Here is a 24539-nt window from a genome sequence, read left to right on the forward strand (position 1 = left end):
AGGATGCGCGTCAGCCCAATTCCTTCAGCCACGCGCCGATCTCGCGCACGGCGACGTTGGCCTGCTGGAGCAATTTGCCCATCGTGAAGAAGCCGTGGAATTGGCCGGGATAGTGCTTGTACGCCACGGGCACGCCGGCCTGCTTCAGGCGCGCGGCATATTCGTCGCCTTCGTCGCGCAGCGGATCGGCGCCGGCAGTCAGCACGTAGGCCGGCGGCAGGCCGGCGAGATGTGTCGCGCGCGCGGGCGAGGCGCGCCAGTCGTGGATGTCGGCGGCGGCATTGAGATAATGGTCGCGAAACCAGCGGATCACCGTATGCGTCAGCAGCACGCTGGTCTCGGGCTCACTGTGCGAGCCGTGCGTCATGGCGAAATCGGTCGCGGGATAGATCAGCACCTGGCCAGCGATTTTTGGACCGTTGCCGTCGCGCGCCGCGAGCGCGACCACAGCGGTGAGATTGCCGCCGGCGCTGTCGCCGCCGATGCAGAGACGCGAGGCGTCGATGCCGAGCTCGCTTGCGTTTGCGGCAATCCATTTGGTCGCGGCAATCGCGTCGTCGATGGCGGCGGGAAACTTGTGCTCGGGCGCGAGGCGGTAGTCGACCGAGATCACGATCAGGGCTCCGGCGTCGGCAAGCTGGCGGCAGGCGACATCGTGGGAGTCGAGGTCGCCGATCACCCAGCCGCCGCCATGGAAGAACACCAGAGCAGGCGACAGCCCGTTCCGGAGGCGCGGCTGCTTCGGAACGTAAATGCGGGCGGGGATCGTCCCGTGCGGCGCCGGGATCGTGAGCGGCGCGACGCGCGCCAGTTCCGGCGGCTCGGGGTTGGTCGCAAAGCGCGCCTGTGCGTAATAGGCGCGGGCCTCCGGCGCGGTCAGGCTCTCGTAAGCGGGGCGGCCAGCCTCCTGGAAGGCCTTGTAGACGGCGGCGGCATCGGGATCGAGCACGACGGGCATGGGGCGGGACCCTTGGGGTTCTGGTTCTTGGAGTTCTGGTTCTTGGGGTTCTGGTTATCGTTGGAAGGTATTTTCGAGGGCGATGCCCGCTTCGGCCCGGGGAAAGCCTCCAACTATCCCATTCGGACGCCGGCCTGTCACGCTGGCGCCGGGCAGGGCAGGAATGCCGCCCTTTCCCCGCCGTATTCGGCGTGTTAACCGGATGGCCTGCGAGCGGCGGTATCCCCTGTAGAATGTCCAACAAGCCCGATTCGCTGTTGAAGCCGCGCGAGATGTTCAAAACCTTTTCCCTGACAGGCCTTGCGGTGCTGCTGGCCGCTACCGCGCTGACGGTCGCGACGCCCGCGCAGGCGCAGATCGGCACGATCTTCTCCGATCCGCCGCCGCGGCCGCCGGGGGCTATCCCGCGCGGCCAGCCGCAGCCGCAGATGCCCGACGACGACGACGAGGAAGTGCCCGCGCTGCCGCCGCAGGGTCGCGTGCTGCCGTCGCGCCCGATGCCGCCGCCGCAAGGCCGGCAGGGTAACGTGATGCCGGGACCGGTCGAGAGCCAGCCCTTGGCGCCCCCGCCGGGCTCGCCTGCCGCGCCGCCGAACCAGCCGCCGCCGGTGGCGGCCGTCCCGCCCAATCAGCCGGGCGCGCCCGGTCAGCGCCAGCCGCAGCAGAAGGGCGGCCCCGTCCCGCAGACGCCGGCGAGCCTCCAGCCGGGCGACGAGGTCGTCACCGAGCCGCCGGCCCAGAAGATCGTGAACAAGAAGGCGACCTTCTCGGGTCTCGACAAGATCACCGGGCGCATCATCAATTTCGACGAGGAGATCGGCGAGACCGTCCAGTTCGGTGCGCTCAGGGTCAAGACCAACGCCTGCTACACGCGGCCGGCGACGGAAGCCACCAACACCGACGCCTTCGTCGAGGTCGACGAGATCACCTTGCAGGGCGAGGTGAAGCGCATCTTCTCGGGCTGGATGTATGCGGCAAGCCCCGGCCTGCACGGCGTCGAGCATCCGATCTACGATATCTGGCTGACCGACTGCAAAGAGCCGCAGCAGACCATTGCGACCGCCGCACCGGATCCCGCGAGCAAGCCGGCCGCGCCGCCGCCGGCCGCGCAGAAGAAGGCCGCGCCAAAACAGGTGCAGCAGCGCCCGCCGCAGCCTCTGCCGCCGATCCAGCAGCAGCAACCGGCGCCGCCACCTCCGCCGCCGCCACAGCAGCAGCCGGGTCTGTTCGGGATTCCGGGGTTTGGGCGTTAGACCAAATCCCCCGGGTTCGGCCGGCAATAGATCTGCTTATTGCTTCGAGCCGATGATCTCGAGCGCGCGTGCGCCCGGGATCGCGTTGCCGGGTGACAGCCTCAGGAAATCGCCGGGGTCGCCGGCCAGCGCCTTGTCGAGCAGCGCGGTGTAGCGCCGCCGCGAAATCTCGACCGCGCCGAAGCTCTTCAGATGCTCGGTGACATATTGCGTATCGAGCAGCTCGAAGCCGCCATGGATCAGGCGCGCGACCAGATGCACCAGCGCGACCTTCGAGGCGTCGCGCGCGGTGTGAAACATGCTCTCGCCGAAGAAGGCGCGTCCCAGGCTCACGCCGTAGAGGCCGCCGACGAGATCGTCGCCCTGCCAGGCCTCGACGCTGTGGCAATGGCCGAGCTCGTGGAGGCCGCCATAGAGGTCGCGGATGCGCTTGTTGATCCAGGTGTCCTCGCGCCCTTCCTGCGGCGCGGCGCAGCCGGCGATGGTCGCCTTGAACGCGGTGTTGACGGTAATGCGAAGGGCGTCCGAACGCACGGTGCGCGCGAGGCGCGAGGTCACGCGAAAACCTTCGAGCGGGATGACGCCGCGCAGTTCCGGCTCGACCCAGAACAGGGTCGGGTCGTCGGCACTCTCGGCCATCGGAAAGATGCCGCAGGCATAGGCGCGCAGCAGTACGGCCGGCGTGATTTCAGACGAAGCGGAGTCGCGCGAAGTCATGGTTCGCAACAATAGCAGGATCACGATGCGCGTGCGATGGGGAGAAGGCCCCGTGCAATCGCGGGTCAGCCCGCGGCAGCGCTGTTGGCGTTGCCGGGCGCGGCAGGGACGCGGCGGAACCTCAGCATGATCCGCGTTCCGGAATGGGTGGGATCGCGCTCGACGGTGGCGTCCAGCTTGGTCGCCATCGCCGCGACGATGCGCTGGCCCATGCCGGTGGAGCGCGGATCCGCCTTGACCTTGTCGCCGACACCATCGTCGCTGATCGCCAGCAGGAGATCGTCGCCTTTCGAGGTCAGCTCGACATGGATGGGACCTGCGCCATCGGGGTAGGCGTACTTCACCGCGTTCATCACCAGCTCGTTGACGATGATGCCGACGGCGACGGCGCGGTCGGGATCGATCTCGATGGCTTCCGCCTTCACCGTCAGGCGCGACATCCGGTTGCCTTCGGCCGAGCGGCGGAGATCCTCGAGCAGCGAGTCCAGATACTGGTTCAGCACCACGCTCTTGAGGTCCTGCGAGGTGTAGAGGCGGCGGTGCACCTGCGCGACCGCGGCGACGCGGCCCATTGCATTGGTCAGCGCCGCCTTGACCTCTTCCTCGCTGGCGGAGCTCGCCTGGAGATGCAGCAGCGAGGCGATGATCTGGAGCGAGTTGCCGACGCGGTGATTGACCTCGCGCAGCAACAGCTCACGCTCGGCGGCAAGCGCCGCATAGCGGTCGCGCGAGGCGTGGATCTCGGCCTCGGCCTCCTCGCGCGCCTTCTGCAATGCGGCCTGCCGCAGCGCGCCGTCGGCGGCGACGTGGAGCAGCGGGATGAAGTCGCCCTTGACGTCCTTGACGAGATAATCGGCCGCGCCTGCTTTCAGCGCGGTGACGGCGATGCTGGAATCCTGCGACGCGGTGACGAACACCACGGGCGGCGCGCCCGGGATCGCCATGATCTGCTCGAGCGTCTCCAGCCCGTCGAGGCCGGGCATGTACTGGTCAAGCGCCACGACGTCGATGCCGCCGTCGGTCTTCGCACGACGGATGCGCTCCAGGCCTTCCTCGCCGCTCGCGGCATGAACGACCCTGTAGCCGCGCCGCGTCAGGCCGCGATCGACCAGGCGTGCGAGGCCTGCGTCATCGTCGATGTAGAGCAGTGTTGGCGTGTGCTGGTTCATGAGGCGGCAGGCGGGACCTGGATGACCGAGAAGAACAGGCCGAGCTGCCGGATGGCGTTGGCGAAATTCTCGTAGTTGACGGGCTTGGTGATGTAGACGTTGCAGCCGAGCTCGTAGCAGCGCTTGATTTCCTGGCTGTCGTCGGTGGTCGTCAGCACCACCACCGGCGAGGCCTTCAGATATTTGTTTTCCTTGATCTGCTTCAGGATATCGATCCCGGTCATGTCGGGCAGGTTGAGATCGAGCAGGATCAGCAGCGCGTTGCCCTTCTGCGCAAGGCCGGAGCCGTCGGCCCCGAACAGGTGCTTCATCGCATCCGTGCCGTTGGTGAAGGAAATGATTTCGTTGTTGACGCCGGAACGGCGGATGTTGCGCTCGATCAGCCGCGCATGTCCCTCGTCGTCCTCGATCATGATAATGCTGACAGGCAAAGTCATTTGTCCGAATTCCGGTTACTGGCGTTCCAGGTGATGGGCAGCGTGACGGTGAAGGTGCTGCCCGCGTTCAGTTCCGATGATACCGACATCGTGCCTCCGAGGCGGCGCACAAGTGCACGCACATGCGCAAGACCTATGCCCTGACCCTGCTTGTCCTGGGTTCCCGCGCGGCGGAACAGGTCGAAAATCCGCTGGTGATCCCGAGCGTCGATACCACGGCCGTTATCGCTGATCTCGAAGATAGCGTATCCGAGCTTGGTGCGCCCGCGGATTTTGATTTCGCCCGGAACACCGGTTTTGAGATACTTAACCGCGTTATCGATCAGATTGGAGAAGATCTGCTCCAGCGCAAGGCGGTCGCTGACGATATCCGGCAGCGGTTCGACGTGGATTTCGGCCTGCGCTTCGGCGGCCTGATGCGCCAGCGTCGACACGATGGTCTCGACGAACTCGCGGGTGTCGATCTTCACCGGCACGAATTCGCGCCGGCCTTCGCGGGTGAGGTTGAGGATCGCCGAGATCAGGCGATCCATCTTGGCAATCGAGGATTTGATGAAGCCGAGGGCTTCGGAAAAATCCGCCGACAGCTGCTGGTCGGGACCTTCGAGCGCGATCTCGCCGGCCGCCGGCGGCGGTCCGCCTGCGGCTTCGTGGGTCAGGCTGCCGATACGGCGAAACATGTCGCCGCTGAGTTCCTCGAGCTCGCTGGTAAAGCCCATGATGTTCACCAATGGCGAACGCAGATCGTGGCTGACGATATAGGCAAAGCGCTGGATCTCGTCGTTGGCTTCGCGCAGGTCTGCCGTGCGCTCGTCGACCGTGGCCTCGAGGTTGAGGTTGGCGTCGCGCAGCCGGTTTTCGGCCAGGTCCCGGGCCCGCGAGGACTGGCGAACCAGCAGGACCGAGCCGAAGGCCAGCGCCAGGACCATCCCCGAGCCCGCAATGGTCACGGAGGAGGCGAGCTTCTGGGTCCGGTCTGCGGTCTCGGTCCGCTCCCTGAACAGACGATCCTCTTCGGTCCGCATGTCGCGGCCCACCTGGCCGATGGTCTCGACCGCTCCCGTCGAGGTGCCGTTGCGCAGCGCGGTCACGGCGGTCGCGACATCGTTGTTCGTCACGCGGTCGACGCCACGGGCAAATTCCGACAGGCGCTGCTCGACCGCCTTGCGCAGCCTGGCGGCGTTGGCGACCTGTGCCGGATTGTCCCGGGTCAGTTTTTCCAGATGATCCAGGGCCGGCAGGATACCGCTGGCGGCGGCCTGGTATTCGGTCAGGAATTGCGGGGCGGCGGACAGCAGATAGGCCCGGGTCGCGCTTTCCGCGCGGCGGATCTCGAGCAGGACGGTTGAGATCTGGTTCTCGGCCTCGACCGAGTGCACGACCCAGGAATTGTCCTCGCGGGATTTATTAACCAGCAGGACCGAGGCCGCGCTGATCGCGACCAGAACCAGAAAGCCCGCCGAGAGCAGCAGGGTCTGCAACATCGCGCGCCGGCGCTGTGCGTCAGCGGTCACGATGGCTCACCTTTGGCACGCGGAGTGGAGTTACGCTGAGTGAAGTGCAAAATAGCCCCTTGGAACAAGTCCCCAACCGTCCAGAACGCGATAGGGGCCAAGGGGTTCCACGGGGCAGGCGAATTATTTCCCCGCCGGTTCCGTCTTACCAGCGAGATACTGTTCCAGCCAGTGGATGTGGTAGTCGCCGTTGATGATGTCGTCCTGGCGTACGAGGTCGCGGAACAGCGGCAGCGTCGTCTCGATGCCCTCGACCACCATTTCGTCCAGCGCGCGGCGCAAGCGCATCAGGCACTCGGCGCGGGTCTTGCCGTGCACGATCAGCTTGCCGACCAGTGAGTCGTAATAAGGCGGGATCGTGTAGCCCTGATACACTGCGGAATCGATGCGGACGCCGAGGCCGCCGGGCGGATGGTACTGCGTGATGCGGCCGGGTGAGGGCCGGAAGGTCTGCGGGTTCTCCGCGTTGATCCGGCACTCGATGGCGTGGCCGATGATCTGCACCTCGCTCTGCTTCGCCGGCAGTTCGCCGCCGGCGGCGATCCGGATCTGCTCCAGCACGAGGTCGATGTCGGTGATGCTCTCGGTGACGGGGTGCTCGACCTGGATGCGGGTGTTCATCTCGATGAAGTAGAACTCGCCGTCCTCGAACAGGAATTCGATGGTGCCGACGCCGAGATATTTCATCTCGCGCATCGCTTTCGCACAGGTCTCGCCGATTTTGGCGCGCGCAGCGGCAGCGAGGACGGGCGAGGGACCTTCCTCCCAGACCTTCTGGTGGCGGCGTTGCAGCGAGCAGTCGCGCTCGCCGAGATGAATCGCGCCGCCGCGGCCGTCGCCGAGAATCTGAATCTCGATGTGGCGCGGCTTCTGGAGGTATTTTTCGAGATAAACGGACGCGTCGCCAAAGGCCGACTTGGCTTCGTTGGCGGCCGTCGACAGCGCGATCTGGAGGTCAGCCTCGCTCTGCGCGACCTTCATGCCGCGGCCACCGCCGCCGGCTGCCGCCTTCACCAGCACGGGGAAGCCGATCTGCTTCGCGATCGCCATCGCGTCGTCCTCGGGGCCGACCCCGCCGTCGGAGCCGGGCACCACGGGGATGCCGAGCCGCTTCGCGGTCTTCTTGGCCTCGATCTTGTCGCCCATCAGGCGGATGTGCTCGGCCTTGGGGCCGATGAAATGCAGATTGTGCTCACCGAGGATTTCCGCGAAGCGCGCATTCTCGGACAGGAATCCGTAGCCGGGATGCACGGCATCCGCGCCGGTGATCTCGCAGGCCGCGAGCAGCGCGGGCACGTTGAGATAGCTGTCCTTGGACGGCGGCGGCCCGATGCAGACGCTCTCGTCCGACAGGCGCACATGCATGGCGTCGGCGTCGGCGGTGGAGTGCACGGCGACGGTCGCGATCCCCAGCTCCTTGCAGGCGCGCAGGATGCGAAGGGCGATCTCGCCGCGATTGGCTATGAGGATCTTGTCGAACATGGTGTCCTTTGGGGACTGGCGCGCGAAAATCGGGGAGGGCGGGCTGGCCGCCTCAACCGTTACTCAATGATGACAAGCGGCTCCCCGAACTCGACCGGCTGGCCGTCTTCGATCAGGATCTGTGTCACAGTGCCGGCGCGCGGCGAGGGGATCTGGTTCATGGTCTTCATGGCTTCGATGATCAGCAGCGTCTGGCCGACCGAGACCTTGGCTCCGACCTCGATGAACGGCTTGGCGCCGGGCTCCGGCGACCAATAGGCGGTGCCGACCATCGGCGAGGTCACCGCACCCGGATGCTTCGACAGGTCCGGAGCGGCCGCCGCAGGTGCGGCGGCGGCAATGGCGACCGGCGCGTGGGCCGCATGCGCCATCGCCACCGGCATGGTCGCGGCGACGCTGATGTTGCGGGCGACCCGCAGGCGCAGGCCGGCGCGTTCGATCTCGATCTCGGTCAGGCTGGTCTCATCGAGCAGCAGAGCGAGCTCGCGGACGAGCGCGGAATCCTCGCTGGAAAACTTTGCGGCTGCTTTGTCGTCTGGCTGGCGCGCCATGTTCTTTGATCCGAATGTTCTGTGTGAAGAGGGAGCGTCAGGCTTTGGGCTTGATGCCGAGCTTGGCGGCAAGGCCCTGGATGGCGAGGCGGTAGCCCTCGATGCCGAAACCGCAGAGCGAGGCGAAGGCCGCGCGTGCGGTGTAGGAGTGGTGACGAAAATTCTCGCGGGCGTGGATGTTGGTCACGTGCACTTCGACCGTCGGGATCTGCGCCGCGAGCAGCGCGTCGTGGAGCGCGATCGAGGTGTGCGAATAGCCGCCGGCATTGATGATGATGCCCTTCATCTTGCGCCCATGCGCCTCGTGGATGAAGTCGATCAGCTCGCCTTCGCGGTTGGACTGTCGGCAGTCGGCCTTGAGGCCGAAGCTCGCCGCCGTCTCCCGGCACAGGGTCTCGACGTCGGCCAGCGTGGCGTGGCCGTACTTCTCGGGCTCGCGCGTCCCCAACATGTTGAGGTTCGGCCCGTTGAGAACGAGGATCGTGTCGGTTGCTGGTTCGGCCATTCCTATCCCGGGCAGGTGTTTCGGCGTGGCGGGGTTATAGGTAACAAAGCGCGTGAGGGGAAGCCTTGAAGGACTTCCCAAGGGGCCTCAGGTCCCTCATCCGGGATGCAAAAACCTGTGCGGAAGCTACGGAAATTGCTTGTTAACCAGGTCTAATCGTGGCTGCCGGACGGGATGGGTAGGAGAGACCCCCTCAACAGGCGAAAAGCCCCTGCCGATCTCTCGGCAAGGGCTCATTCGGGCTTCAGCGAGGCGGCTTAGCCTTCGATGATGTAGACGATCTCGCGCGTCTGCGGACGCACGATGACGTACTGGCCGCGGACGAAGATCACTTCATAACCGCGCCACTGCGGGTAGATCTCGACGATCCGGGGCGGCAGCGGGTGGAAGTGGACGGACGCCGGGATCGAGGTGCCGACCGAGATATTGAAGTTGACGTTCGTGGTCTCCTGGATCTTGGTCGACTTGATCGCCGTCGAGATCTCGGTCCGCTTCTCGGCAGGCGGTGCGGAAGCGGTCGCAGAGGCGTTGCCGGTCGTGGTCTGGGACTTGGTGTCGGTGCTGCCGGGACGGTTTTCGGCATTGTTGCTCTTTGCGGCATCGCCGGCCTTGTTGTCCTCGGCCTTCATGTCCTTCGCGCCGGACTTGGTGGAGTCAGGCTTGGCGGTTGAATCCGAGCTCATGCTCTTCGACTTGTCCTGAGCGGACTTGTCTTGAGCGGACTTGTCCTGGGTGCCCTTCGCGCCCGCCTTGTCGTCAGCAGCGTTCTTGTTCATCGCGCCGGACTTGTCCATTCCGCCGGATTTTTCCGCAGCGCCGGATTTTTCCATCGCGCCGGACGACTTGTCGGCGGCACCGCCAGCCTGGCCCATCGTGCCCTTCTCGGGCGCTGCCGATTCGCGGCCCATCGAGCCGCCGCGCTCAGCGGCGCCGCCGGAGGGCTGCGAGTTCTGCATCTGCGCGCCACCGGCGCTGCCGCCGCCGTCGCGGCCCGTACCCTGTGCGTTTGCAAGACCGGTGCCGGCGATGAGTGCGACCGCGGCGACCGAGATCATAAAGCGGTTAGACATTGAATCTCTCCTCAGGTGTTTATTTGCGTCATTGCCCGCGCCGACAACGAGAGGAGATGTCAGGAGTTCCGGAACATTGGAGGTTCCGGGGGATTTGTTTGTTGAACGCCAGATGAATGCGCGCGCCTGATTTCGGCCAACGAAAAAGGCCGGCTTTTCAGCCGGCCTTCGAAGCATGCGTGAGATGTGGGTTGCGCGATCAGCAAGTCGCTTTGCCGCAACGGGCAACGCCGATCTTTTCCTTGAGGCCCTCGACGCCGACGGCGCCGATCACGATCTGCTTGCCGATCACGTAGCTCGGCGTGCCATTCATGCCCATGGCCTCCGCAAGCTTGAAGTTCTCTTCGATGGTGGCGCGCACCTCGGGGCTGCCGATGTCCTTCTCGATCCTGGCGGTGTCCAGGCCGGCTTCCTTGGCCGCGGCAAGCGCGCGCGCCTTGTCGGCGGCGCCGCGGCCGCCGAGCAGCTTCTGGTGGAAGTCGAGATACTTCTTGCCGGTGGGATCCTGCATGCGCACGGCAACTGCGACCTGGGCGGCTTCGACCGAACCCTGGCTCAGCACCGGAAACTCCTTCAGCACGACCTTCAGCTTCGGATCGCCCTTCATCAGGGTGAGCATGTCGTCCATCGCGCGTTTGCAGTAGCCGCAATTGTAGTCGAAGAACTCGACGAAGGTGACGTCGCCGTCCTTGTTGCCGAGCACGACCTGGCGCGGCGAGTTGAAGATCGCATCGGAATTCTGCGCGATGCTGGCCTCGTGCTTCTGCGTTTCGGCGGCGGCCTGGCGCTTGGTGAGCTCGGCCATCGCCTCCTCGAGCACCTCGGGATGGCTGATGAGGTAGTTCTTGACGATCGCCTCGATGTCGGTGCGCTGGGCATCGGAGAAGCTGTCGGCCGACGCGGGCACGGTTGCGCCGAACATGGCGAGCGCGATCAGCGCGGGAGCAAGCAGGCGCAGCGAAGGCATAGGCAAATCCTCTTATCCAAAGCAGGTTTCGGAAAACGTCCCGGCGGACTCAAATCTCGGTGTCGTGACGTCGTGGTATCAGGCGTCCTCTTGTCGCGTTCGTTGCCTGGTCGATCTAGTTACGCGACGGCTTGGCCGCCACGATGTCGTCGGCCTTGACCCATCCGGGCGTGCCGACGGCGAAACGTGTTTTCGCGCGCGTCGCAAGCTCGCGGGCGGTCTTGTTGTCGCCGCGCAGATAAGCGGCCTGCGCCGAAGCCAGATCCGCCTCGGCATAGTCGCCCTTCCGGCCATAGGCCATCGCGAGCTGCATGTAACCGAGCGCGGCCTCCGGTTCCCGCGCCACCGCGGCCCGGAGAATCCGAACGGCATCGTCCGTGTAGGCCTTATTATCGGATCCAACCATAGCCTGCCCAAGTAACATCTCGATGAGGGGCGCGTTGTTCGAGAGTGCGACAGCCTTGCGCAGGGCAGGGATCGCCTCGGCCGGCTTGCCGCCCTCGAGCAGGGCCTGGCCACGCACCTCGTAAAAATACGGGTTGTTGGGCTGGACCTGGATCAGCGCGTCGATCTGGGCGAGCGCGCTGCGCAGATCGCCGTGCAGATAGGTGCTGATGGCGCGGGCATAGCGCGCCGGCAGGCTGTCGTTGGTCTGGGGATAGCGGCGGTAGACCGTCTCCTGCCGCTCCATGAACGCGGAAATCTTGGCGCGCACCATGTCGTGGCGGAGCTGGAGCGCGGGATCGTCCTTCTTGTCCCAATAAGGACTGGCGCTGGCGAACTCCTGAAGGGAGGCGACGCGCTCGGCGGGCATCGGGTGGGACTGGAGATAGGGATCGGCGCCGCGGGCCGCGAATAGGCTCTCGCTGGTGAAGCGCTTGAAGGTCTCGTACATGCCTTTCGGCGATTGCTGGGTCGCGGTCAGGAATTTCACGCCGGCGCGGTCGGCGTTCTCCTCCTGCTGGCGCTGATACGACAACAGCGTGCGGCGGATCATCTCCTGCGGTCCGGCGATGGCGGCAGCGCCGGCATTGGCGAGCCCGTTGTTGCCGGCGCTGTTGCTGCCGCGGGTGCTGCCGACGGCGATCGCGCCGGCGCCGAGCAGCATCGCGATGATCATCTGGGTCTGGGCGTTGGCGAGTTGTTCGCGCAGTTTGGACAGATGGCCGCCGGCCAGATGCCCGGTCTCGTGTGCGAGCACGCCGATGATCTGGTTCGGCGTCTCCGACTGGAGGATCGCGCCGTAATTGACGAAGATGCGACGGCCGTCCGCGACGAAGGCGTTGAACGAGCCCTCGTTGACGATCACCATCTGGATGTTCTGCTTTTCCAGACCGGCGGCGCGCAGGATCGGGCGGGTATATTCGCGCAGCAACTGCTCGGTCTCGGTGTCGCGCAGGACCGGCGGGCCCTTGCCCTGCGCCTGCGCGACCGGCATCGGCAACAGCGCGACTGCCGCCGCCGTGACGAGGGCGGTGAGGGCTGAGGCCGTCTTGCGCAATGCGATCTGGAGCAACATCAGGCGGTCTTGGTCAACAAAGGGCTTGGTCAAACGGTCTTGATCAAGCAGTTTCGTGATTGGTTTTTGGCGATTGGCGGCGGACCGGATACGCGATATGCCCTTGTAATCCGTACCCCTTATGAGCCGTACAATGCGGCCAGTCTGGGGCGCAAGAGCCCCGTTTCCCGGACCGGACGGCTTGGTCCGCCAGCGAATAGCAGAAATCGATGAACGATGCGACATTGAGGAACCGGTTGGGGCAGTGGCTCGAGCCCTCCCGCCGCAGCGATGTTCCCCCGTTCATGGTGATGGACGTGATGGCCGCGGCGGCCCGAATCGAGGCGGCCGGCGGCCACGTCATCCACATGGAGGTCGGCCAGCCCGCCACCGGCGCCCCCAGGACCGCGATTGCGACCGCCCATGCGGCGCTGGAAGCCGGGCGGATCGACTATACGTCGGCACTCGGCATCCCCAGTTTGCGCGAACGCATCGCGCGCCACTATCGCGACGCCTATGGCTGCGACGTCAGCCCCGAGCGGATCGTGGTGACGACCGGCTCCTCCGGCGGCTTCATCCTGGCCTTCCTGTCGATGTTCGAGCCCGGCGACCGCGTCGCCGTGACGGTGCCGGGTTATCCGCCGTACCGTCACATCCTCACCGCGCTCGGTTGCGAGCCGGTGCTGATCGAGACCACCAACGACACGCGCCATGCGCTGACCGGCGAAGCGCTGCTTGCGGCGCATCGAAAGGCGCCGCTGAAGGGCGTGCTGGTCGGCAGCCCCGCCAATCCAACGGGAACGATGATGTCCCGCGAGGCGCTCGCAGGCCTGATCGCGGCGGCGGAAGATGCCGGCATCCGCTTCATCTCGGACGAAATCTACCACGGGCTCGACTACGCGTTTCCGGCGGTGACGGCCGCGTCGCTCTCCGAGCACGCACTCGTGATCAACTCATTCTCGAAATATTTTTGCATGACAGGCTGGCGCGTCGGCTGGATGGTCGTGCCCGAGGCGCTGGTGCGGCCGATCGAACGGCTGCAGCAGAACCTCTCGATCTCGGTGCCGTCGCTGTCGCAGATCGCAGCCGAAGCCGCCTTCGACGGCGCGGCGGAGATGGAGGAGATCAAGCACGGCTATCAGGAAAACCGGCGCATTCTGATCGAGGGATTGCCGAAAGCAGGCCTCAGCAAGTTCCTGCCGGCCGATGGTGCATTCTATCTCTATGCCGACGTCTCGGACTTCACGTCCGACAGTTTCGAGTTCGCCAAGCAGATGCTGGAGCAGGCGCATGTTGCGGCGACGCCCGGCCTCGATTTCGATCCCATCCACGGCCGCTCGTTCATACGGCTCTCCTATGCGCGTTCGGCAGCGGAGATGCGGGAAGCAGTTGACCGGATCGCTCACTGGCTTAAATAGCCGCCAGTTTTCGACAGAAATCTGGAGTGCAACTTTGTCTGACCGTTCCGTCCCCGCCACCGCCACGCATTCTCCTCTCGCCGCATTGATGTGGCCCACCCGGCCCGGTGAAACCGTAGGTGCCTTGCGCGCTGTCGTTCTCGTTGCGCTCGGCACCGCCTTGATGGCGCTATCAGCCAAAGTGAACCTGCCGCTGCCCTACGTGCCCATGACGTTGCAGACGCTGGTCGTGCTGATGATCGGCGCCGCCTATGGCTGGCGTCTTGGCAGCGCAACCATGATTGCCTACCTCGCCGAGGGCGCGATGGGCCTGCCGGTGTTCGCAGGTCCCGTCGGTGGAATTGCACCGCTGGTTGGCCCGACCGCGGGCTATCTGTTCGGCTTCGTCGGCGCCGCCTTCGTCACCGGCTGGCTCGCAGAACGCGGCTGGGATCGCAGCGTGGTGCTGTTGTTTGCGGCCATGGCCATCGGCCATTTCGTCATTCTCGCCGCCGGCTTCGGCTGGCTTGCCTTCGGTGTCGGTCTTGGCATGACCAAGGCCTGGCAGGTCGGCCTTGCGCCGTTCATCGCGGCCTCGCTGGTCAAGAACGCGCTTGGCGCGACGCTGATGCCGGCGGCCCGCCGGATCGTCGATCGCCGCGGGTAAAGCGCGCAACAACGAGCAGTTCCAATTGACAGAGCCGGCCAAGTTGATCTTGGCTGGCTCTGAGTTTGAGGGGGAGTGAAACAATGACGACGACAACGATGGTGGGGGCGCCGGTCGCGCCGCCCGCAGCAAAGCCGTGGTATAAAGTTCTCTACATCCAGGTTCTGATCGCCATCGTGCTCGGCGCCATCGTCGGTTGGCTGTGGCCAGATCTTGCCAAGAACGAATGGATCAAGGCGCTCGGTGACGGCTTCATCAAGCTGATCAAGATGGTGATCGCGCCGATCATCTTCTGCACCGTGGTGTCGGGCATCGCCCATATCCAGGATGCAAAGAAGGTCGGCCGCATCGGTGTCAAGGCGCTGATCTATTTCGAGATCGTCTCCACCTTCGCCCTGGTGATCGGGCTCGCCGTCGGCAATCTCGTCAAGCCGGGCGCGGGCTTCGGCAACGCCGCGGCCAATGCCCAGGCCGTCGCCAAGTTCGCTGATCAGGCCAAGGCCCAGAAGAGCGTCGACTTCGTTCTGCACATCATTCCCGACACCGTGGTGGGCGCGTTCGCGCAAGGCGAGATCCTCCAGGTCCTGCTGTTCGCCGTGCTGTTCGGATTTGCGCTCATGGGGCTCGGCGAACGCGGCCACACCATCCGCAGCTTCATCGACGATGCCGCGCATGCGGTGTTCGGCGTCATCTCGATCGTGATGCGCGCAGCGCCGATCGGAGCGTTCGGTGCGATGGCCTATACGATCGGCGTGTACGGACCGACAGCACTCGGCAACCTCCTCGGGTTGATCGCGACCTTCTACGTCACCGCCGCGCTGTTCGTGTTCGTCGTTCTCGGCACCATCGCCCGGATGGCCGGCTTCTCGATCTTCAAGTTCCTGGCCTACATCAAGGACGAGTTGCTGATCGTGCTCGGCACCTCGTCCTCGGAGAGCGCGCTGCCGTCCCTGATGGAAAAGCTGGAGCGGCTCGGCTGCTCGAAGTCGGTGGTCGGTCTCGTGGTGCCCACGGGCTACTCGTTCAATCTCGACGGCACCAACATCTACATGACGCTGGCGACGCTGTTCATCGCGCAGGCGCTCGGCGTCGATCTCTCCTTCGGCCAGCAGCTCACGATCCTGGTCGTGGCGATGCTGACCTCGAAGGGGGCCTCCGGCATCACCGGCGCGGGCTTCATCACGCTGGCCGCGACGCTCGCCGTGGTCGATCCGCGGCTCGTGCCGGGCATGGCGATCGTGCTCGGCATCGACAAGTTCATGAGCGAGTGCCGTGCGCTGACCAATCTCTGCGGCAACGGCGTGGCCTGCGTGATCGTCGCCTGGTGGGAAGGCGAGCTCGACCGCGACAAGCTCAACGCCGCTCTTGCCAGGCAGATCGATCCGACGGACATGGAAACCGCCGTCACGACGGACTGATCTGCGTGCTGCCTGGTGGCGCCGTGCGCCGTCAGGCCTCGAAATAACAGGGCTGGTCGATGTCCTCGATCAGCCCTTTTTCTTTCGGCTCCCAGCCGAGGAGGGCGCGCGTCTTCGCGCTCGAGGTCGGGACGTCGACGGCGGCAAATCGCGCGAACCAGCCGAAATGCGCCTCGGCTTCATCCGGCGATTTCGAGACCACGGGCACGCCGAGCCTTTTGCCGATTACCTCCGCGATCGCCTTGAACGGCACGCCTTCCTCGGCGATCGCGTGATAGTGCTTCATCGTTGCGCCTTGCTCCAGTGCGAGCCGGTAGACGCGTGCGGCGTCGGTGCGGTGCGCGGCCGGCCAGCGGTTGCTGCCGTCGCCGATATAGGCGGCTACACCTTTCTCGCGCGCGATCGCGATCAGGCGCGGCACAAAACCATGATCGCCTTCGCCATGCGTAGACGGCGGAAGCCGAACCGCGGCGGCGCGCACGCCGGCGAGCGACAGCGCGGCCGATTCCGAGACGCGCGGGAAATGGTGCGCAGCCTCATCGTCCTCGGTCGCGAGGCGACCGGGCGCGAGCAGGGCGACGCCTGACGTGACGATGAGCGGACGCTCGGAGCCCTTCAGCTCCTCGCCGAGCGCCAGGATGGCGCGGCGGTCGAGCTCGCAATTGTCCAGGAATTTCGAGAAGTCGTGGTTGAAGCCGAGGTGCAGCACGCCGTCGGATGCGGCCGCGCCGCTGCGCAAGGAGGCGTGGTCCTCCAGCGAACCGCGATGGACCTCGGCACCCATTGCGGTAAGCGCTGCGGCGCCGGCGTCGGAGCGGGCGAGGCCGGTGACGCGGTGGCCGGCGGCGATCAGGTCGGCAACGACCGCGGAGCCGACGAAGCCGGTGGCGCCGGTGACGAAAACACGCATGAGCAATCTCCTTGGGGTTGGTGGAGACGAGCATCTGCGCTAGGATTATCCGGGTAAAGTAGTGATTTTATCAGGGTATAATAGCTAACAGGATGAGCGAGACCGCTTCAGCCGAAAACCTGCTCGGCACCTATCTGAAGGATCGCCGGACCCGGCTCGACGCCGCTGCGTTCGGCCTTGCCGGCAGCCGCAGGCGCACGCCCGGACTGCGCCGCGAGGAGGTGGCCCAGCGCGCCAATATCAGCCCGACCTGGTACACGTGGCTGGAGCAGGGCCGCGGCGGCGCGCCGTCAGCCGACGTGCTCGACCGCATCGCGCGTGCGCTGATGCTGACCGATGTCGAGCGTGAGCATCTGTTCCTGATCGGCCTCGGCCGTCCGCCCGAGGTGCGCTATCAGGCCACCGAAGGCGTCTCGCCGCGGCTGCAGCGTGTGCTGGACGCGCTCGCCTTCAGCCCCGCGCTGGTGCGGACCGCGACTTGGGACGTGGTCGCCTGGAATCGGGCCGCAAGCGTCGTGCTGACCGACTACGGCGCGATCCCGCCGGACAAGCGCAACATCCTGCGCTTCATCTTCTGCGATCCGCGCGTGCGCGCCGCGCAATATGACTGGGACAGCGTCGCGCGCTTCGTGGTGGCAGCATTCCGGGCGGACGCCGCGCGCGCGGGCGCGGTCTCGCACGTCGCCGATTTCGTCGACGAGCTCTGCCGCGCCAGCCCCGAGTTCGAGGCACTCTGGCGCGACAATGACGTGCGCCATCATGGCGACGGCACCAAGCGGCTGCGCCATCCCGTCCACGGCACCATGTCGTTCGAATATTCGAGCTTCAATGTCGAGGGCCGCTCCGATCTCAGCATGATCGTCTACAACCCTGCGACGCCTGAAGACGCCGAACGGATCAGAAAATTGCTGGCCGAGCGAACCGACTGACGGATTTTGCCGCCTCGCGCGTTTAACCCGCATCTGAGTTGGATGGGGCGGGCATTATCGTGGGCAAGGCGGTCGAGCGGATTGTGTTGCAGGCGGCGGAGCATTTTGCGGCGGGACGGCCGAATGAGGCCGACGCGCTCTGTGCGGAGGTGCTGAGCGCCGAGCCGGATCATCTGCCGGCGCTGCATCTTGCGGCCGTGGCTGCCTTCGTCACCGACCGCGCGACTGAGGGCGCGGCGCTGCTCGGCCGCGTCTTCAACATCGATCCGGAGCATGCACCGGCCCTCGTCACGCTCGGCGATGCGCTGGCCGTGAAGGGCGAGCAGGAGGGAGCTGTGACCGCGTTCCGGCGCGCGCTGATCCAGCGTCCCGACGATGCCGGCCTGCACAACAAGCTCGGCGTGGCGCTCGGCGAGCTTTCGCGTTTCGACGAGGCGGAAGCCGCCTACCGCCGCGCGCTGGCGCTCGATGCGCATCTGACGCGAGCCTGCTTCAACCTTGCCGTCGTGCTCGCGGAGCAGGGGCGGCTGACCGAAGCGGAGGAAGCCTACCGCGCGGTCATCGCGCGGCAGCCGGATTATCGCGGTGTCTGGCTCAATCTCGGCAATCTCCTGATGGACCGGATGCGGATCGGCGAGGCGGAGGCCGCTTATCGACGAGCCCTCGCCACCGATCCGGATGATCCGGCGCTGCTCTGCAATCTCGGCGCCGCGCTCTATCGGCAGGGATTGCTTGACGACGCCATCGTCCAGTACCGCCGCGCGATCGCGCTCGCGCCGGACAATGGTCTGGCGCTGCGTCTGCTCGGCCTCATCTTGCACGAGGCCGGCCATCTGCTGGAAGCCGCCGGAATCTACAGGCGGACTTTTGCGCGCGATGCCTCGGATCATGTGATTGCAAGCAACCTCGGCGCATGTCTCTCGGACCTCGGCGCGTTGGACGAGGCCGTTGCCGCCTGCGAGCAGGTGCTCCTGCTGAAGCCGGATCACGCCCCGGCATGGACCAATCTCGGCATCATTTTCGAGAAGCAGGAGCGCGTCGATGACGCGGTCGCGGCGCATCGCTGTGCGGTCGCAGCCGATTCCGCCTATGCGAGGGGGCACGCCAATCTCGCCGTCGCGCTGCGCAATAGCGGCGAGATCGACGAGGCGCTCGCGGTTTCGCATCGCGCGATCGCGCTCGATCCGGAGCAGCCGCTGGCGCAGTACAACCACGCGCATTTCCTGCTGATGAACGGCGACTTCGCCAACGGGTTCGAAGCCTATCGCTGGCGACGCAAATGCAAGACGCTGTCGGATGGCGATGCCGATTTCAGCGAGGCGGAATGGCAGGGCGAGCCGCTCGACGGCCGCACGCTGCTGCTGTTCGCCGAATACGGCCTCGGCGACGCCCTGCATTTCGTGCGCTATGTTCCGCTCGCGGCGGCAATGGGCGGCAGGATCATCCTCCAGGTTCAGCCTGCGCTGGTCTCGCTGCTGCGGCAGCTCCCCGACGTCACCGTGATCGCGCGCGGCGAAGCGCTGCCGCCATTCGATCTGCAATTGCCGCTGATGAGCCTGCCGCGCGTGTTCGGCACGACGCTCGACACCATCCCGGCCGATGTGCCGTATCTGCATCCGGATCCCGCAAGACTGTCACGCTGGCGCGCGGCGCTTGCGGACGTGACCGCGCTGAAAGTCGGAATGGTCTGGGCCGGCAATCCCGGCCATAAGGGCGACCGGCAGCGGTCGTTGCCGACCGGCGCCCTGCTGCCGCGTCTGGTGATGCCGGGCGTGCAGCTCTACTCCCTGCAAAAGGAGCCGCGTCCCGAAGACGCCGAGGTGCTGGCGGCGCTTGGCGACGACATCGTCGATCTCGCGCCCGCGCTCGGTGATTTCGCCGATACCGCGGCGGCGATCGCCGCGCTCGATCTCGTCATCGCCGTCGACACGTCGGTTGCCCATCTCGCCGGCGCGCTGGGACGTCCGGTATGGATGCTGACGCCTTACGCCCTCGACTGGCGCTGGCTGCGCGAGCGAGAGGACAGTCCGTGGTATCCGACCATGCGTCTGTTCCGCCAGCGCAGCCCCCGCGAATGGGACGATCCGCTGCTGCGCGTGTCGGCCGCGCTCGCGGTGCTTGCGGCGAAGACCGGGAGCTAGAACCGCTCCGGCCGGTACGGCGCGGGATCGATCGCCGGTGTCTCGCCGCTCATCATCTCGGCGAGCAGGCGTCCGGTGGCGGGTCCGAGCGTGAAGCCCTGGTGACCGTGGCCGAAATTCATCCAGAGGCCGGGATGATTTGGGGCGCGGCCGAGCACCGGCAGCATGTCGGGCGTGCAGGGCCGGGTACCGAACCAGGGATCGGGCTCGGCGCGCTTGCCGAGGTCGATCAGCTCGCGTGCGGAGGCCTCCGCACTGGCGAGCTGCACCGGCGTTGCGAGCGCATCGGGACCGGTCAGCTCCGCGCCGGTGGTGATGCGGATGCCCTTGGCCATCGGCCCCATGGCGTAACCGTTGCCCTTGTCGACCAGCGGCAGATCGAGCGACGCGCCGCCGCTGTAATGCATGTGGTAGCCGCGCTTGCGCACCAGCGGGATGCGATAACCGAATTTCTGCAGCAGATCGGGTGACCACGGGCCGAGCGTCACGACGGCGTGGGCGGCGTCGATGCGGCCCTGGTCCGTGTTGACGGCCCAGCCGGTCGCGGTCTGTTGCAGCGACTGCGCGTCGCCGAGCACGACCGCGCCGCCCGAGCGCTCGAACAGCTCAGCGTAGGCCGTGACCAGCGCACCGGGATCGGACACGGTCCAGGTGTCGAGCCAGTGGATCGCGCCGGGAAGATCGTCGCGCAGGATCGGCTCGGCCCTGGTGAGCTCGCTGCCCGACAGCACGCGAAAGTTCACGCCGAACTCGCGCTGGTCCTGTTCCGCGTCCTTGATCGAGTGCTCCAGGGCGGCGGCGTCGCGATACAGCGCGCGGTAGCCGGCGCGGCGGATCAGATTGTCGGCATGGGCTTCGCGAATGAGAACGTCGTGCTCGCCCGTTGCGTAGCCGATCAGGCGCGACCATGCCTCGATCGCTTCGCGATGCCGCTTCGGCGCCGAATGCCACCAATAGCGGAGCAGGGGCTCGATATGCAGGTGAAGCGTCGACAGGCTGTAGCGCACGTCGTTGGTGCGGCCGGTCGCGATCTTGAGCAATGTGGCGAGGTCGCGCGGCATCGGATAGGGGCGCACGGCTTCGGCCTGGATCATCCCGGCATTGCCGTAACTGGTCTCGCGGCCCGGCTCCCTGCGATCGACGAGGGTGACGGACCAGCCGCGTCGCTGCAAATGCAGCGCGGCGCCCACGCCCACCATTCCGCCGCCGAGAATAATCGCACTTCGCATCGACACTGACCTCACCAAATCAAAACCGCCCGGTTTGACCGGGCGGTTTCAACTGTCTTGTTCGTTCTACTCGCCGCCGCCGAACCGCCGCGACCACCAGCCGGCACGACGCGGTGCGCCTGGCGTTTCGCTCGCCGCTTCCGGCGCGGGCTCGGTCACCGGCGGGGCGACAGGCTCGGCCGCCTGCGCGACCGGCGCTGCGGGCTCGCTTGGGATGCTCGACGTGAAGCTCACCTTTTCCCGGACCGTGGAGCGGCGACGCGCAGCCTTGTCGTCGGAGGGGTCTTCTTCCGCCGCAACTGCAGCCGGAGTGGGCTCAGGCTGGGCGGGCGTCTCGATCCGCAATTCGGCGCGCGGCTCGGGCTGGGTGAACTGCGGCTCGGCAATATGCTCGGCCTGCGCGATCGAGGGGGCAGGCTCGCCACCGGCGCCGTCGAAATCGGCGACCGCGTCGCTGGCTTCCGGCGGCGCATTGGCTGCGAGCTCGTCGCCGATGGACCCGGCGAGACCTTCCTCATTGCCACCACGCCGACGGCGTCCGCCACGGCGGCCACGCCGACGTCTGCGATCTCCAGCGCCTTCCTGATCGCCGCGACCCTGACCTGCCTGGTCGGTGGCTTCCTCTCCATCCTGCTCGGACTCGGATTCCTCGTCGCCTTCGCCGGCCGCTACGGCCGCGTCTGGAGAGGTGGGAGCGCCATCCTCGCGCGGCTCGCCGTCGCGCTGGCCACCGCGGCCACGCCGACGGCGGCGGCGCTTGCCACGGCGCTGGCCATCCTGCTCGGACGCGGCATCGCCTGCGGCCTGCTCCTCGGTGAGGCCTTCGGTTTCATCGGTCTCGACCTCGGATTCGGTCTCCGGATCGAATTCCTCGTCGTCATAGGCTTCTTCGGCCAGGGGCGGCGGGCTTGCAGCAGCCTGCGCCACGAGCAGCGCCTTGGCGGCTTCGAGCGTGTGCACCTGTTCGCCGCGGTCGATCAGATAGGCCTGCGGACCGCTGACACTGGGGTCGGCGATGACCGACAGCGTGACCTTGAAACCGTTCTCGAGGTCGCGCAGATGGCCGCGCTTGTGGTTCAGCACATAGAGCGCGACGTCGGTGCGGGTGCGGACCACGAGATTGTGGGTCGCGCCCTTCATCAGGATTTCTTCGAGGCCGCGCAGCAGCTGGAGCGCCACCGAGGACACCGAGCGAACGTGGCCGGTGCCGCCGCAATGCGGGCAGGGATCGGTCGAGGATTCCAGCACGCTGGCGCGGATGCGCTGGCGCGACATCTCGAGCAGGCCGAAATGCGAGATGCGGCCGACCTGGATGCGCGCGCGATCCTGCCGCAGGCAGTCGGACAGTTTGCGCTCGACCGCACGGTTGTTGCGCTTCTCGTCCATGTCGATGAAGTCGATGACGATCAGGCCGGCGAGGTCGCGCAGGCGAAGCTGGCGGGCGACCTCTTCGGACGCTTCCAGATTGGTCTTGAGCGCGGTGTCCTCGATATGGTGCTCGCGGGTCGATCGTCCGGAGTTGACGTCGATCGAGACCAGCGCTTCGGTCTGGTTGATCACGATGTAGCCGCCGGAGCGCAGTTGCACGGTCGGCGAGAACATCGCGTCGAGCTGGCTCTCGACGCCCATGCGCGAGAACAGCGGCTGGCCGTCGCGATACTGCTTCACCGCGCTGACATTGGCGGGCATCAGCATCTTCATGAAGTCGCGTGCTTCGCGGTGGCCGGCTTCACCGGCAACCTGAATCTCGTCGATCTCCTTGTTGTAGAGGTCGCGCAGCGAGCGCTTGATCAGCGAGCCTTCCTCGTAGACGAGGGTCGGAGCCTGCGAATTCAGCGTCAGGTCGCGCACCGTCTCCCACATCCGGATCAGGTACTCGAAGTCGCGCTTGATCTCGGGCTTGGTGCGGGCGGCGCCTGCGGTGCGCAGGATGATGCCCATGCCCTCGGGGACGTCGAGATCCTGCACCACTTCCTTCAGGCGGGAGCGGTCCTGCGCGCTGGTGATCTTGCGGCTGATGCCGCCGCCACGCGCGGTGTTGGGCATCAACACGGCATAGCGGCCGGCGAGCGAGAGGTAGGTCGTCAGCGCCGCGCCCTTGTTGCCGCGCTCTTCCTTGACGACCTGCACCAGCATCACCTGGCGGCGCTTGATGACTTCCTGGATCTTGTATTGGCGGCGCGGCCGGAAGGTGCGCTCCGGCACTTCCTCGAGCACGTCGTCGCCGCCGACGGATTCGACGACTTCCTCTTCGGCTTCCTCGTCGTCCTCGTCATCTTCCTCGTCGTCTTCACCCGCGGCTTCCGCAGCCTCGGCGTGCGGCGCATCAGTGCTCTCGCCATACACGGCGTCAGCCGGCTCAGCGGCTGCGGTCACGGCTTCGGCGAGATCCTCGGCGTGCGGTTCGGAGGCGAGAGCCTCATGAGGCTCGGCAGCGGTCGCGGTCGCGACCACGGGCTCGGCGCCGACGGCTGCGACAGGCGCGGGCGTCTCGCCGGCATGACCATGGTCGTGATGATCGTGCTGGTGATCATGATCGTGTGCGTGATCGTCAGCATGGGCGTGATGATGGTCGTCATGACCATGTGCTTCGTGGTCATGATCGTGGTGATCATGATCGCCATGGTCGTGATGTTCGTGGCCGTCGTGATGCTCCGCATCGGCGTGCAGATGCTCGCCCTCGTGCGGTGCACCCTCGGTGTGCAGGGCCTCGCCCTCGACCGGTTGGGCCGCGGGATCGGCGCCTTCGACGATGTCGCTGCGGACGCGTTCGCCCTGACTGCGGCGGCGGGAATTGCGGTGGCGCGAGCGACGGCGGCCGTGGGAGCGGTTCTCGCTCTCTTCCTCGGCCTCGCGATGGGCCTGTTCCTCGGCCTCGATCAGCGCCTGCCGGTCGGCGACCGGGATCTGGTAGTAGTCGGGATGGATTTCGCTGAAGGCGAGGAAGCCGTGGCGGTTGCCGCCATATTCGACGAAGGCGGCCTGGAGCGAGGGTTCGACCCTTGTGACCTTGGCGAGGTAGATATTCCCGCGCAGTTGCTTGCGTTGCGCGGTCTCGAAATCAAACTCTTCGACGCGATTGCCGCGGACCACGACGACCCGGGTCTCTTCCGGGTGGGTGGCATCGATCAACATCTTGTTGGGCATGTCTTAACTCTTGGCGGCGGCGGGCGCGATTCACCGTGGGCGCGAAGAGCGCTGCCGGGTGACGCGACGGTCCACCTGATTCGGGGGTGAGGGGAAGGCCGAAACGCCGTCTCTCGCGCCTTGCCGAATCGGAAGCTTCAGGACCGAAGCGGCGCGCGGGATTGTCTCTCCGCAGCGTCGCGAATGGTCCTTCAGAATTCGTCGGCACAGTCTGGCGCATCAAGCGTCGGCCCGTATGAAACATTGGGCGGCAGGGGGCCGCCCCTCAATCAGTTGCTGCTGGCCAGGCATGGCGCGAGCGCGCTCGCCTTGGGATTACGAACCGCTCCCTTGGGATTAAGGAACCGGGTAACGAGTTACGCCGCTGTCAGAACAGTCCCGGACACGCGAGTGGTAACCGGAAACCGTCCGCCGCCGGGGCTTGACCCGTTCCACCTCGCTGCCGCGCACCGCGCTGGTCTTAGAGGAGAACGGAAAACGCTGGAATTCCCAAACCTTGAGAGTTCCGGCGCTGCACCGGGAGGCTGAATGCGACACAACCGGAAATATCGGCCGTCAGCACTCCGTACATACGTGGAAT

General features: G+C 66.1%; 20 protein-coding genes. 6 read left to right on the forward strand and 14 right to left on the reverse strand.

Annotation, left to right across the window (positions count from 1 at the left end):
- Positions 1 to 10 precede the first annotated feature (10 nt).
- Positions 11 to 958: an alpha/beta hydrolase gene (locus tag AB7532_RS16690; RefSeq protein WP_441235863.1), complete on the reverse strand. Its 948-nt coding sequence runs from the start codon at positions 956 to 958 to the stop codon at positions 11 to 13.
- A 233-nt stretch (positions 959 to 1191) separates the two neighbouring features.
- Here AB7532_RS16690 and AB7532_RS16695 point away from each other — a divergent pair, with 233 nt between their 5' ends.
- Positions 1192 to 2211: a DUF2155 domain-containing protein gene (locus AB7532_RS16695; RefSeq protein ID WP_441235864.1), complete on the forward strand. Its 1020-nt coding sequence runs from the start codon at positions 1192 to 1194 to the stop codon at positions 2209 to 2211.
- A gap of 36 nt (positions 2212 to 2247) precedes the next feature.
- On the opposite strand, the gene aat is transcribed toward AB7532_RS16695, so the two are convergent.
- The 10 genes from aat to AB7532_RS16745 form a co-directional block, all read right to left on the reverse strand.
- Positions 2248 to 2928 (reverse strand): leucyl/phenylalanyl-tRNA--protein transferase, encoded by a 681-nt coding sequence (aat, locus tag AB7532_RS16700; protein ID WP_441235865.1) that lies wholly within the window; start codon positions 2926 to 2928, stop codon positions 2248 to 2250.
- 65 nt (positions 2929 to 2993) lie between these two features.
- Complete coding sequence (locus AB7532_RS16705) at positions 2994 to 4097, reverse strand: sensor histidine kinase (protein ID WP_441235866.1); 1104 nt, start codon at positions 4095 to 4097, stop codon at positions 2994 to 2996.
- A complete protein-coding gene (locus AB7532_RS16710) occupies positions 4094 to 4534 on the reverse strand; it encodes a response regulator (protein WP_441235867.1) in 441 nt (146 codons plus the stop codon). The genes AB7532_RS16705 and AB7532_RS16710 overlap by 4 nt, the downstream gene beginning before the upstream one ends.
- A complete protein-coding gene (locus tag AB7532_RS16715) occupies positions 4531 to 6018 on the reverse strand; it encodes a sensor histidine kinase (RefSeq protein ID WP_441239295.1) in 1488 nt (495 codons plus the stop codon). The genes AB7532_RS16710 and AB7532_RS16715 overlap by 4 nt, the downstream gene beginning before the upstream one ends.
- A 153-nt stretch (positions 6019 to 6171) precedes the next feature.
- Positions 6172 to 7530, reverse strand: a complete 1359-nt coding sequence (gene accC, locus AB7532_RS16720) for an acetyl-CoA carboxylase biotin carboxylase subunit (protein WP_441235868.1) — start codon at positions 7528 to 7530, stop codon at positions 6172 to 6174.
- Between the two features lie 59 nt (positions 7531 to 7589).
- Positions 7590 to 8081, reverse strand: coding sequence for an acetyl-CoA carboxylase biotin carboxyl carrier protein (gene accB / locus AB7532_RS16725; protein WP_441235869.1), 492 nt, complete (start codon positions 8079 to 8081; stop codon positions 7590 to 7592).
- Positions 8082 to 8118: 37 nt separating this feature from the next.
- On the reverse strand, positions 8119 to 8586 hold the full coding sequence (aroQ, locus tag AB7532_RS16730) for a type II 3-dehydroquinate dehydratase (RefSeq protein WP_441235870.1): 468 nt from the start codon (positions 8584 to 8586) through the stop codon (positions 8119 to 8121).
- Between the two features lie 257 nt (positions 8587 to 8843).
- Entirely contained in the window at positions 8844 to 9656 is an 813-nt protein-coding gene (locus AB7532_RS16735; RefSeq protein WP_441235871.1) for a DUF1236 domain-containing protein, read from the reverse strand.
- Positions 9657 to 9855: 199 nt separating this feature from the next.
- Positions 9856 to 10623: a DsbA family protein gene (locus tag AB7532_RS16740; RefSeq protein WP_441235872.1), complete on the reverse strand. Its 768-nt coding sequence runs from the start codon at positions 10621 to 10623 to the stop codon at positions 9856 to 9858.
- Between the two features lie 115 nt (positions 10624 to 10738).
- Positions 10739 to 12142, reverse strand: coding sequence for a M48 family metalloprotease (locus AB7532_RS16745; RefSeq protein WP_441235873.1), 1404 nt, complete (start codon positions 12140 to 12142; stop codon positions 10739 to 10741).
- A gap of 209 nt (positions 12143 to 12351) precedes the next feature.
- Here AB7532_RS16745 and AB7532_RS16750 point away from each other — a divergent pair, with 209 nt between their 5' ends.
- From AB7532_RS16750 to AB7532_RS16760, 3 genes are all read left to right on the forward strand, one after another.
- Positions 12352 to 13539 carry a pyridoxal phosphate-dependent aminotransferase gene (locus AB7532_RS16750; protein WP_441235874.1) on the forward strand — a complete coding sequence of 396 codons (1188 nt, stop codon included), beginning with the start codon at positions 12352 to 12354 and terminating at the stop codon, positions 13537 to 13539.
- A gap of 88 nt (positions 13540 to 13627) precedes the next feature.
- Complete coding sequence (locus tag AB7532_RS16755) at positions 13628 to 14185, forward strand: biotin transporter BioY (RefSeq protein ID WP_441239296.1); 558 nt, start codon at positions 13628 to 13630, stop codon at positions 14183 to 14185.
- Positions 14186 to 14268: 83 nt separating this feature from the next.
- Positions 14269 to 15603, forward strand: coding sequence for a dicarboxylate/amino acid:cation symporter (locus tag AB7532_RS16760; protein WP_441235875.1), 1335 nt, complete (start codon positions 14269 to 14271; stop codon positions 15601 to 15603).
- Between the two features lie 31 nt (positions 15604 to 15634).
- Here AB7532_RS16760 and AB7532_RS16765 read toward each other — a convergent pair whose 3' ends face one another.
- Positions 15635 to 16513, reverse strand: a complete 879-nt coding sequence (locus AB7532_RS16765; RefSeq protein ID WP_441235876.1) for an SDR family oxidoreductase — start codon at positions 16511 to 16513, stop codon at positions 15635 to 15637.
- 92 nt (positions 16514 to 16605) lie between these two features.
- Between AB7532_RS16765 and AB7532_RS16770 the strand changes: the two genes are divergently transcribed.
- Together AB7532_RS16770 and AB7532_RS16775 are read left to right on the forward strand one after the other, a co-directional pair.
- Positions 16606 to 17442 (forward strand): helix-turn-helix transcriptional regulator, encoded by an 837-nt coding sequence (locus tag AB7532_RS16770; RefSeq protein WP_441235877.1) that lies wholly within the window; start codon positions 16606 to 16608, stop codon positions 17440 to 17442.
- Between the two features lie 56 nt (positions 17443 to 17498).
- Complete coding sequence (locus AB7532_RS16775; RefSeq protein ID WP_441239297.1) at positions 17499 to 19583, forward strand: tetratricopeptide repeat protein; 2085 nt, start codon at positions 17499 to 17501, stop codon at positions 19581 to 19583.
- On the opposite strand, the gene AB7532_RS16780 is transcribed toward AB7532_RS16775, so the two are convergent.
- Together AB7532_RS16780 and AB7532_RS16785 are read right to left on the reverse strand one after the other, a co-directional pair.
- Positions 19580 to 20812, reverse strand: coding sequence for an NAD(P)/FAD-dependent oxidoreductase (locus tag AB7532_RS16780; protein WP_441235878.1), 1233 nt, complete (start codon positions 20810 to 20812; stop codon positions 19580 to 19582). The two genes, AB7532_RS16775 and AB7532_RS16780, sit on opposite strands and share 4 nt — an antisense overlap.
- A 66-nt stretch (positions 20813 to 20878) precedes the next feature.
- Positions 20879 to 23959 carry an Rne/Rng family ribonuclease gene (locus AB7532_RS16785; protein ID WP_441235879.1) on the reverse strand — a complete coding sequence of 1027 codons (3081 nt, stop codon included), beginning with the start codon at positions 23957 to 23959 and terminating at the stop codon, positions 20879 to 20881.
- Positions 23960 to 24539 lie beyond the last annotated feature (580 nt).

Origin of the sequence: Bradyrhizobium sp. 930_D9_N1_4, assembly GCF_052076015.1 — a bacterium.
Classification (GTDB): Bacteria; Pseudomonadota; Alphaproteobacteria; order Rhizobiales; family Xanthobacteraceae; genus Bradyrhizobium.

Bases quoted from the DNA above. Each gene is read 5' to 3' on its own strand.
- AB7532_RS16770 (WP_441235877.1), top strand. From the start codon at position 16,606: ATGAGCGAGACCGCTTCAGCCGAAAACCTGCTCGGCACCTATCTGAAG.
- AB7532_RS16755 (WP_441239296.1), top strand. From the start codon at position 13,628: ATGTGGCCCACCCGGCCCGGTGAAACCGTAGGTGCCTTGCGCGCTGTC.
- AB7532_RS16745 (WP_441235873.1), bottom strand. From the start codon at position 12,142: ATGTTGCTCCAGATCGCATTGCGCAAGACGGCCTCAGCCCTCACCGCC.
- AB7532_RS16740 (WP_441235872.1), bottom strand. From the start codon at position 10,623: ATGCCTTCGCTGCGCCTGCTTGCTCCCGCGCTGATCGCGCTCGCCATG.
- AB7532_RS16735 (WP_441235871.1), bottom strand. From the start codon at position 9,656: ATGTCTAACCGCTTTATGATCTCGGTCGCCGCGGTCGCACTCATCGCC.
- aroQ (WP_441235870.1), bottom strand. From the start codon at position 8,586: ATGGCCGAACCAGCAACCGACACGATCCTCGTTCTCAACGGGCCGAAC.
- aat (WP_441235865.1), bottom strand. From the start codon at position 2,928: ATGACTTCGCGCGACTCCGCTTCGTCTGAAATCACGCCGGCCGTACTG.
- AB7532_RS16695 (WP_441235864.1), top strand. From the start codon at position 1,192: ATGTCCAACAAGCCCGATTCGCTGTTGAAGCCGCGCGAGATGTTCAAA.
- accC (WP_441235868.1), bottom strand. From the start codon at position 7,530: ATGTTCGACAAGATCCTCATAGCCAATCGCGGCGAGATCGCCCTTCGC.
- AB7532_RS16765 (WP_441235876.1), bottom strand. From the start codon at position 16,513: ATGCGTGTTTTCGTCACCGGCGCCACCGGCTTCGTCGGCTCCGCGGTC.
- AB7532_RS16750 (WP_441235874.1), top strand. From the start codon at position 12,352: ATGAACGATGCGACATTGAGGAACCGGTTGGGGCAGTGGCTCGAGCCC.
- AB7532_RS16690 (WP_441235863.1), bottom strand. From the start codon at position 958: ATGCCCGTCGTGCTCGATCCCGATGCCGCCGCCGTCTACAAGGCCTTC.
- AB7532_RS16760 (WP_441235875.1), top strand. From the start codon at position 14,269: ATGACGACGACAACGATGGTGGGGGCGCCGGTCGCGCCGCCCGCAGCA.
- accB (WP_441235869.1), bottom strand. From the start codon at position 8,081: ATGGCGCGCCAGCCAGACGACAAAGCAGCCGCAAAGTTTTCCAGCGAG.
- AB7532_RS16785 (WP_441235879.1), bottom strand. From the start codon at position 23,959: ATGCCCAACAAGATGTTGATCGATGCCACCCACCCGGAAGAGACCCGG.
- AB7532_RS16705 (WP_441235866.1), bottom strand. From the start codon at position 4,097: ATGAACCAGCACACGCCAACACTGCTCTACATCGACGATGACGCAGGC.
- AB7532_RS16710 (WP_441235867.1), bottom strand. From the start codon at position 4,534: ATGACTTTGCCTGTCAGCATTATCATGATCGAGGACGACGAGGGACAT.
- AB7532_RS16715 (WP_441239295.1), bottom strand. From the start codon at position 6,018: ATGTTGCAGACCCTGCTGCTCTCGGCGGGCTTTCTGGTTCTGGTCGCG.
- AB7532_RS16780 (WP_441235878.1), bottom strand. From the start codon at position 20,812: ATGCGAAGTGCGATTATTCTCGGCGGCGGAATGGTGGGCGTGGGCGCC.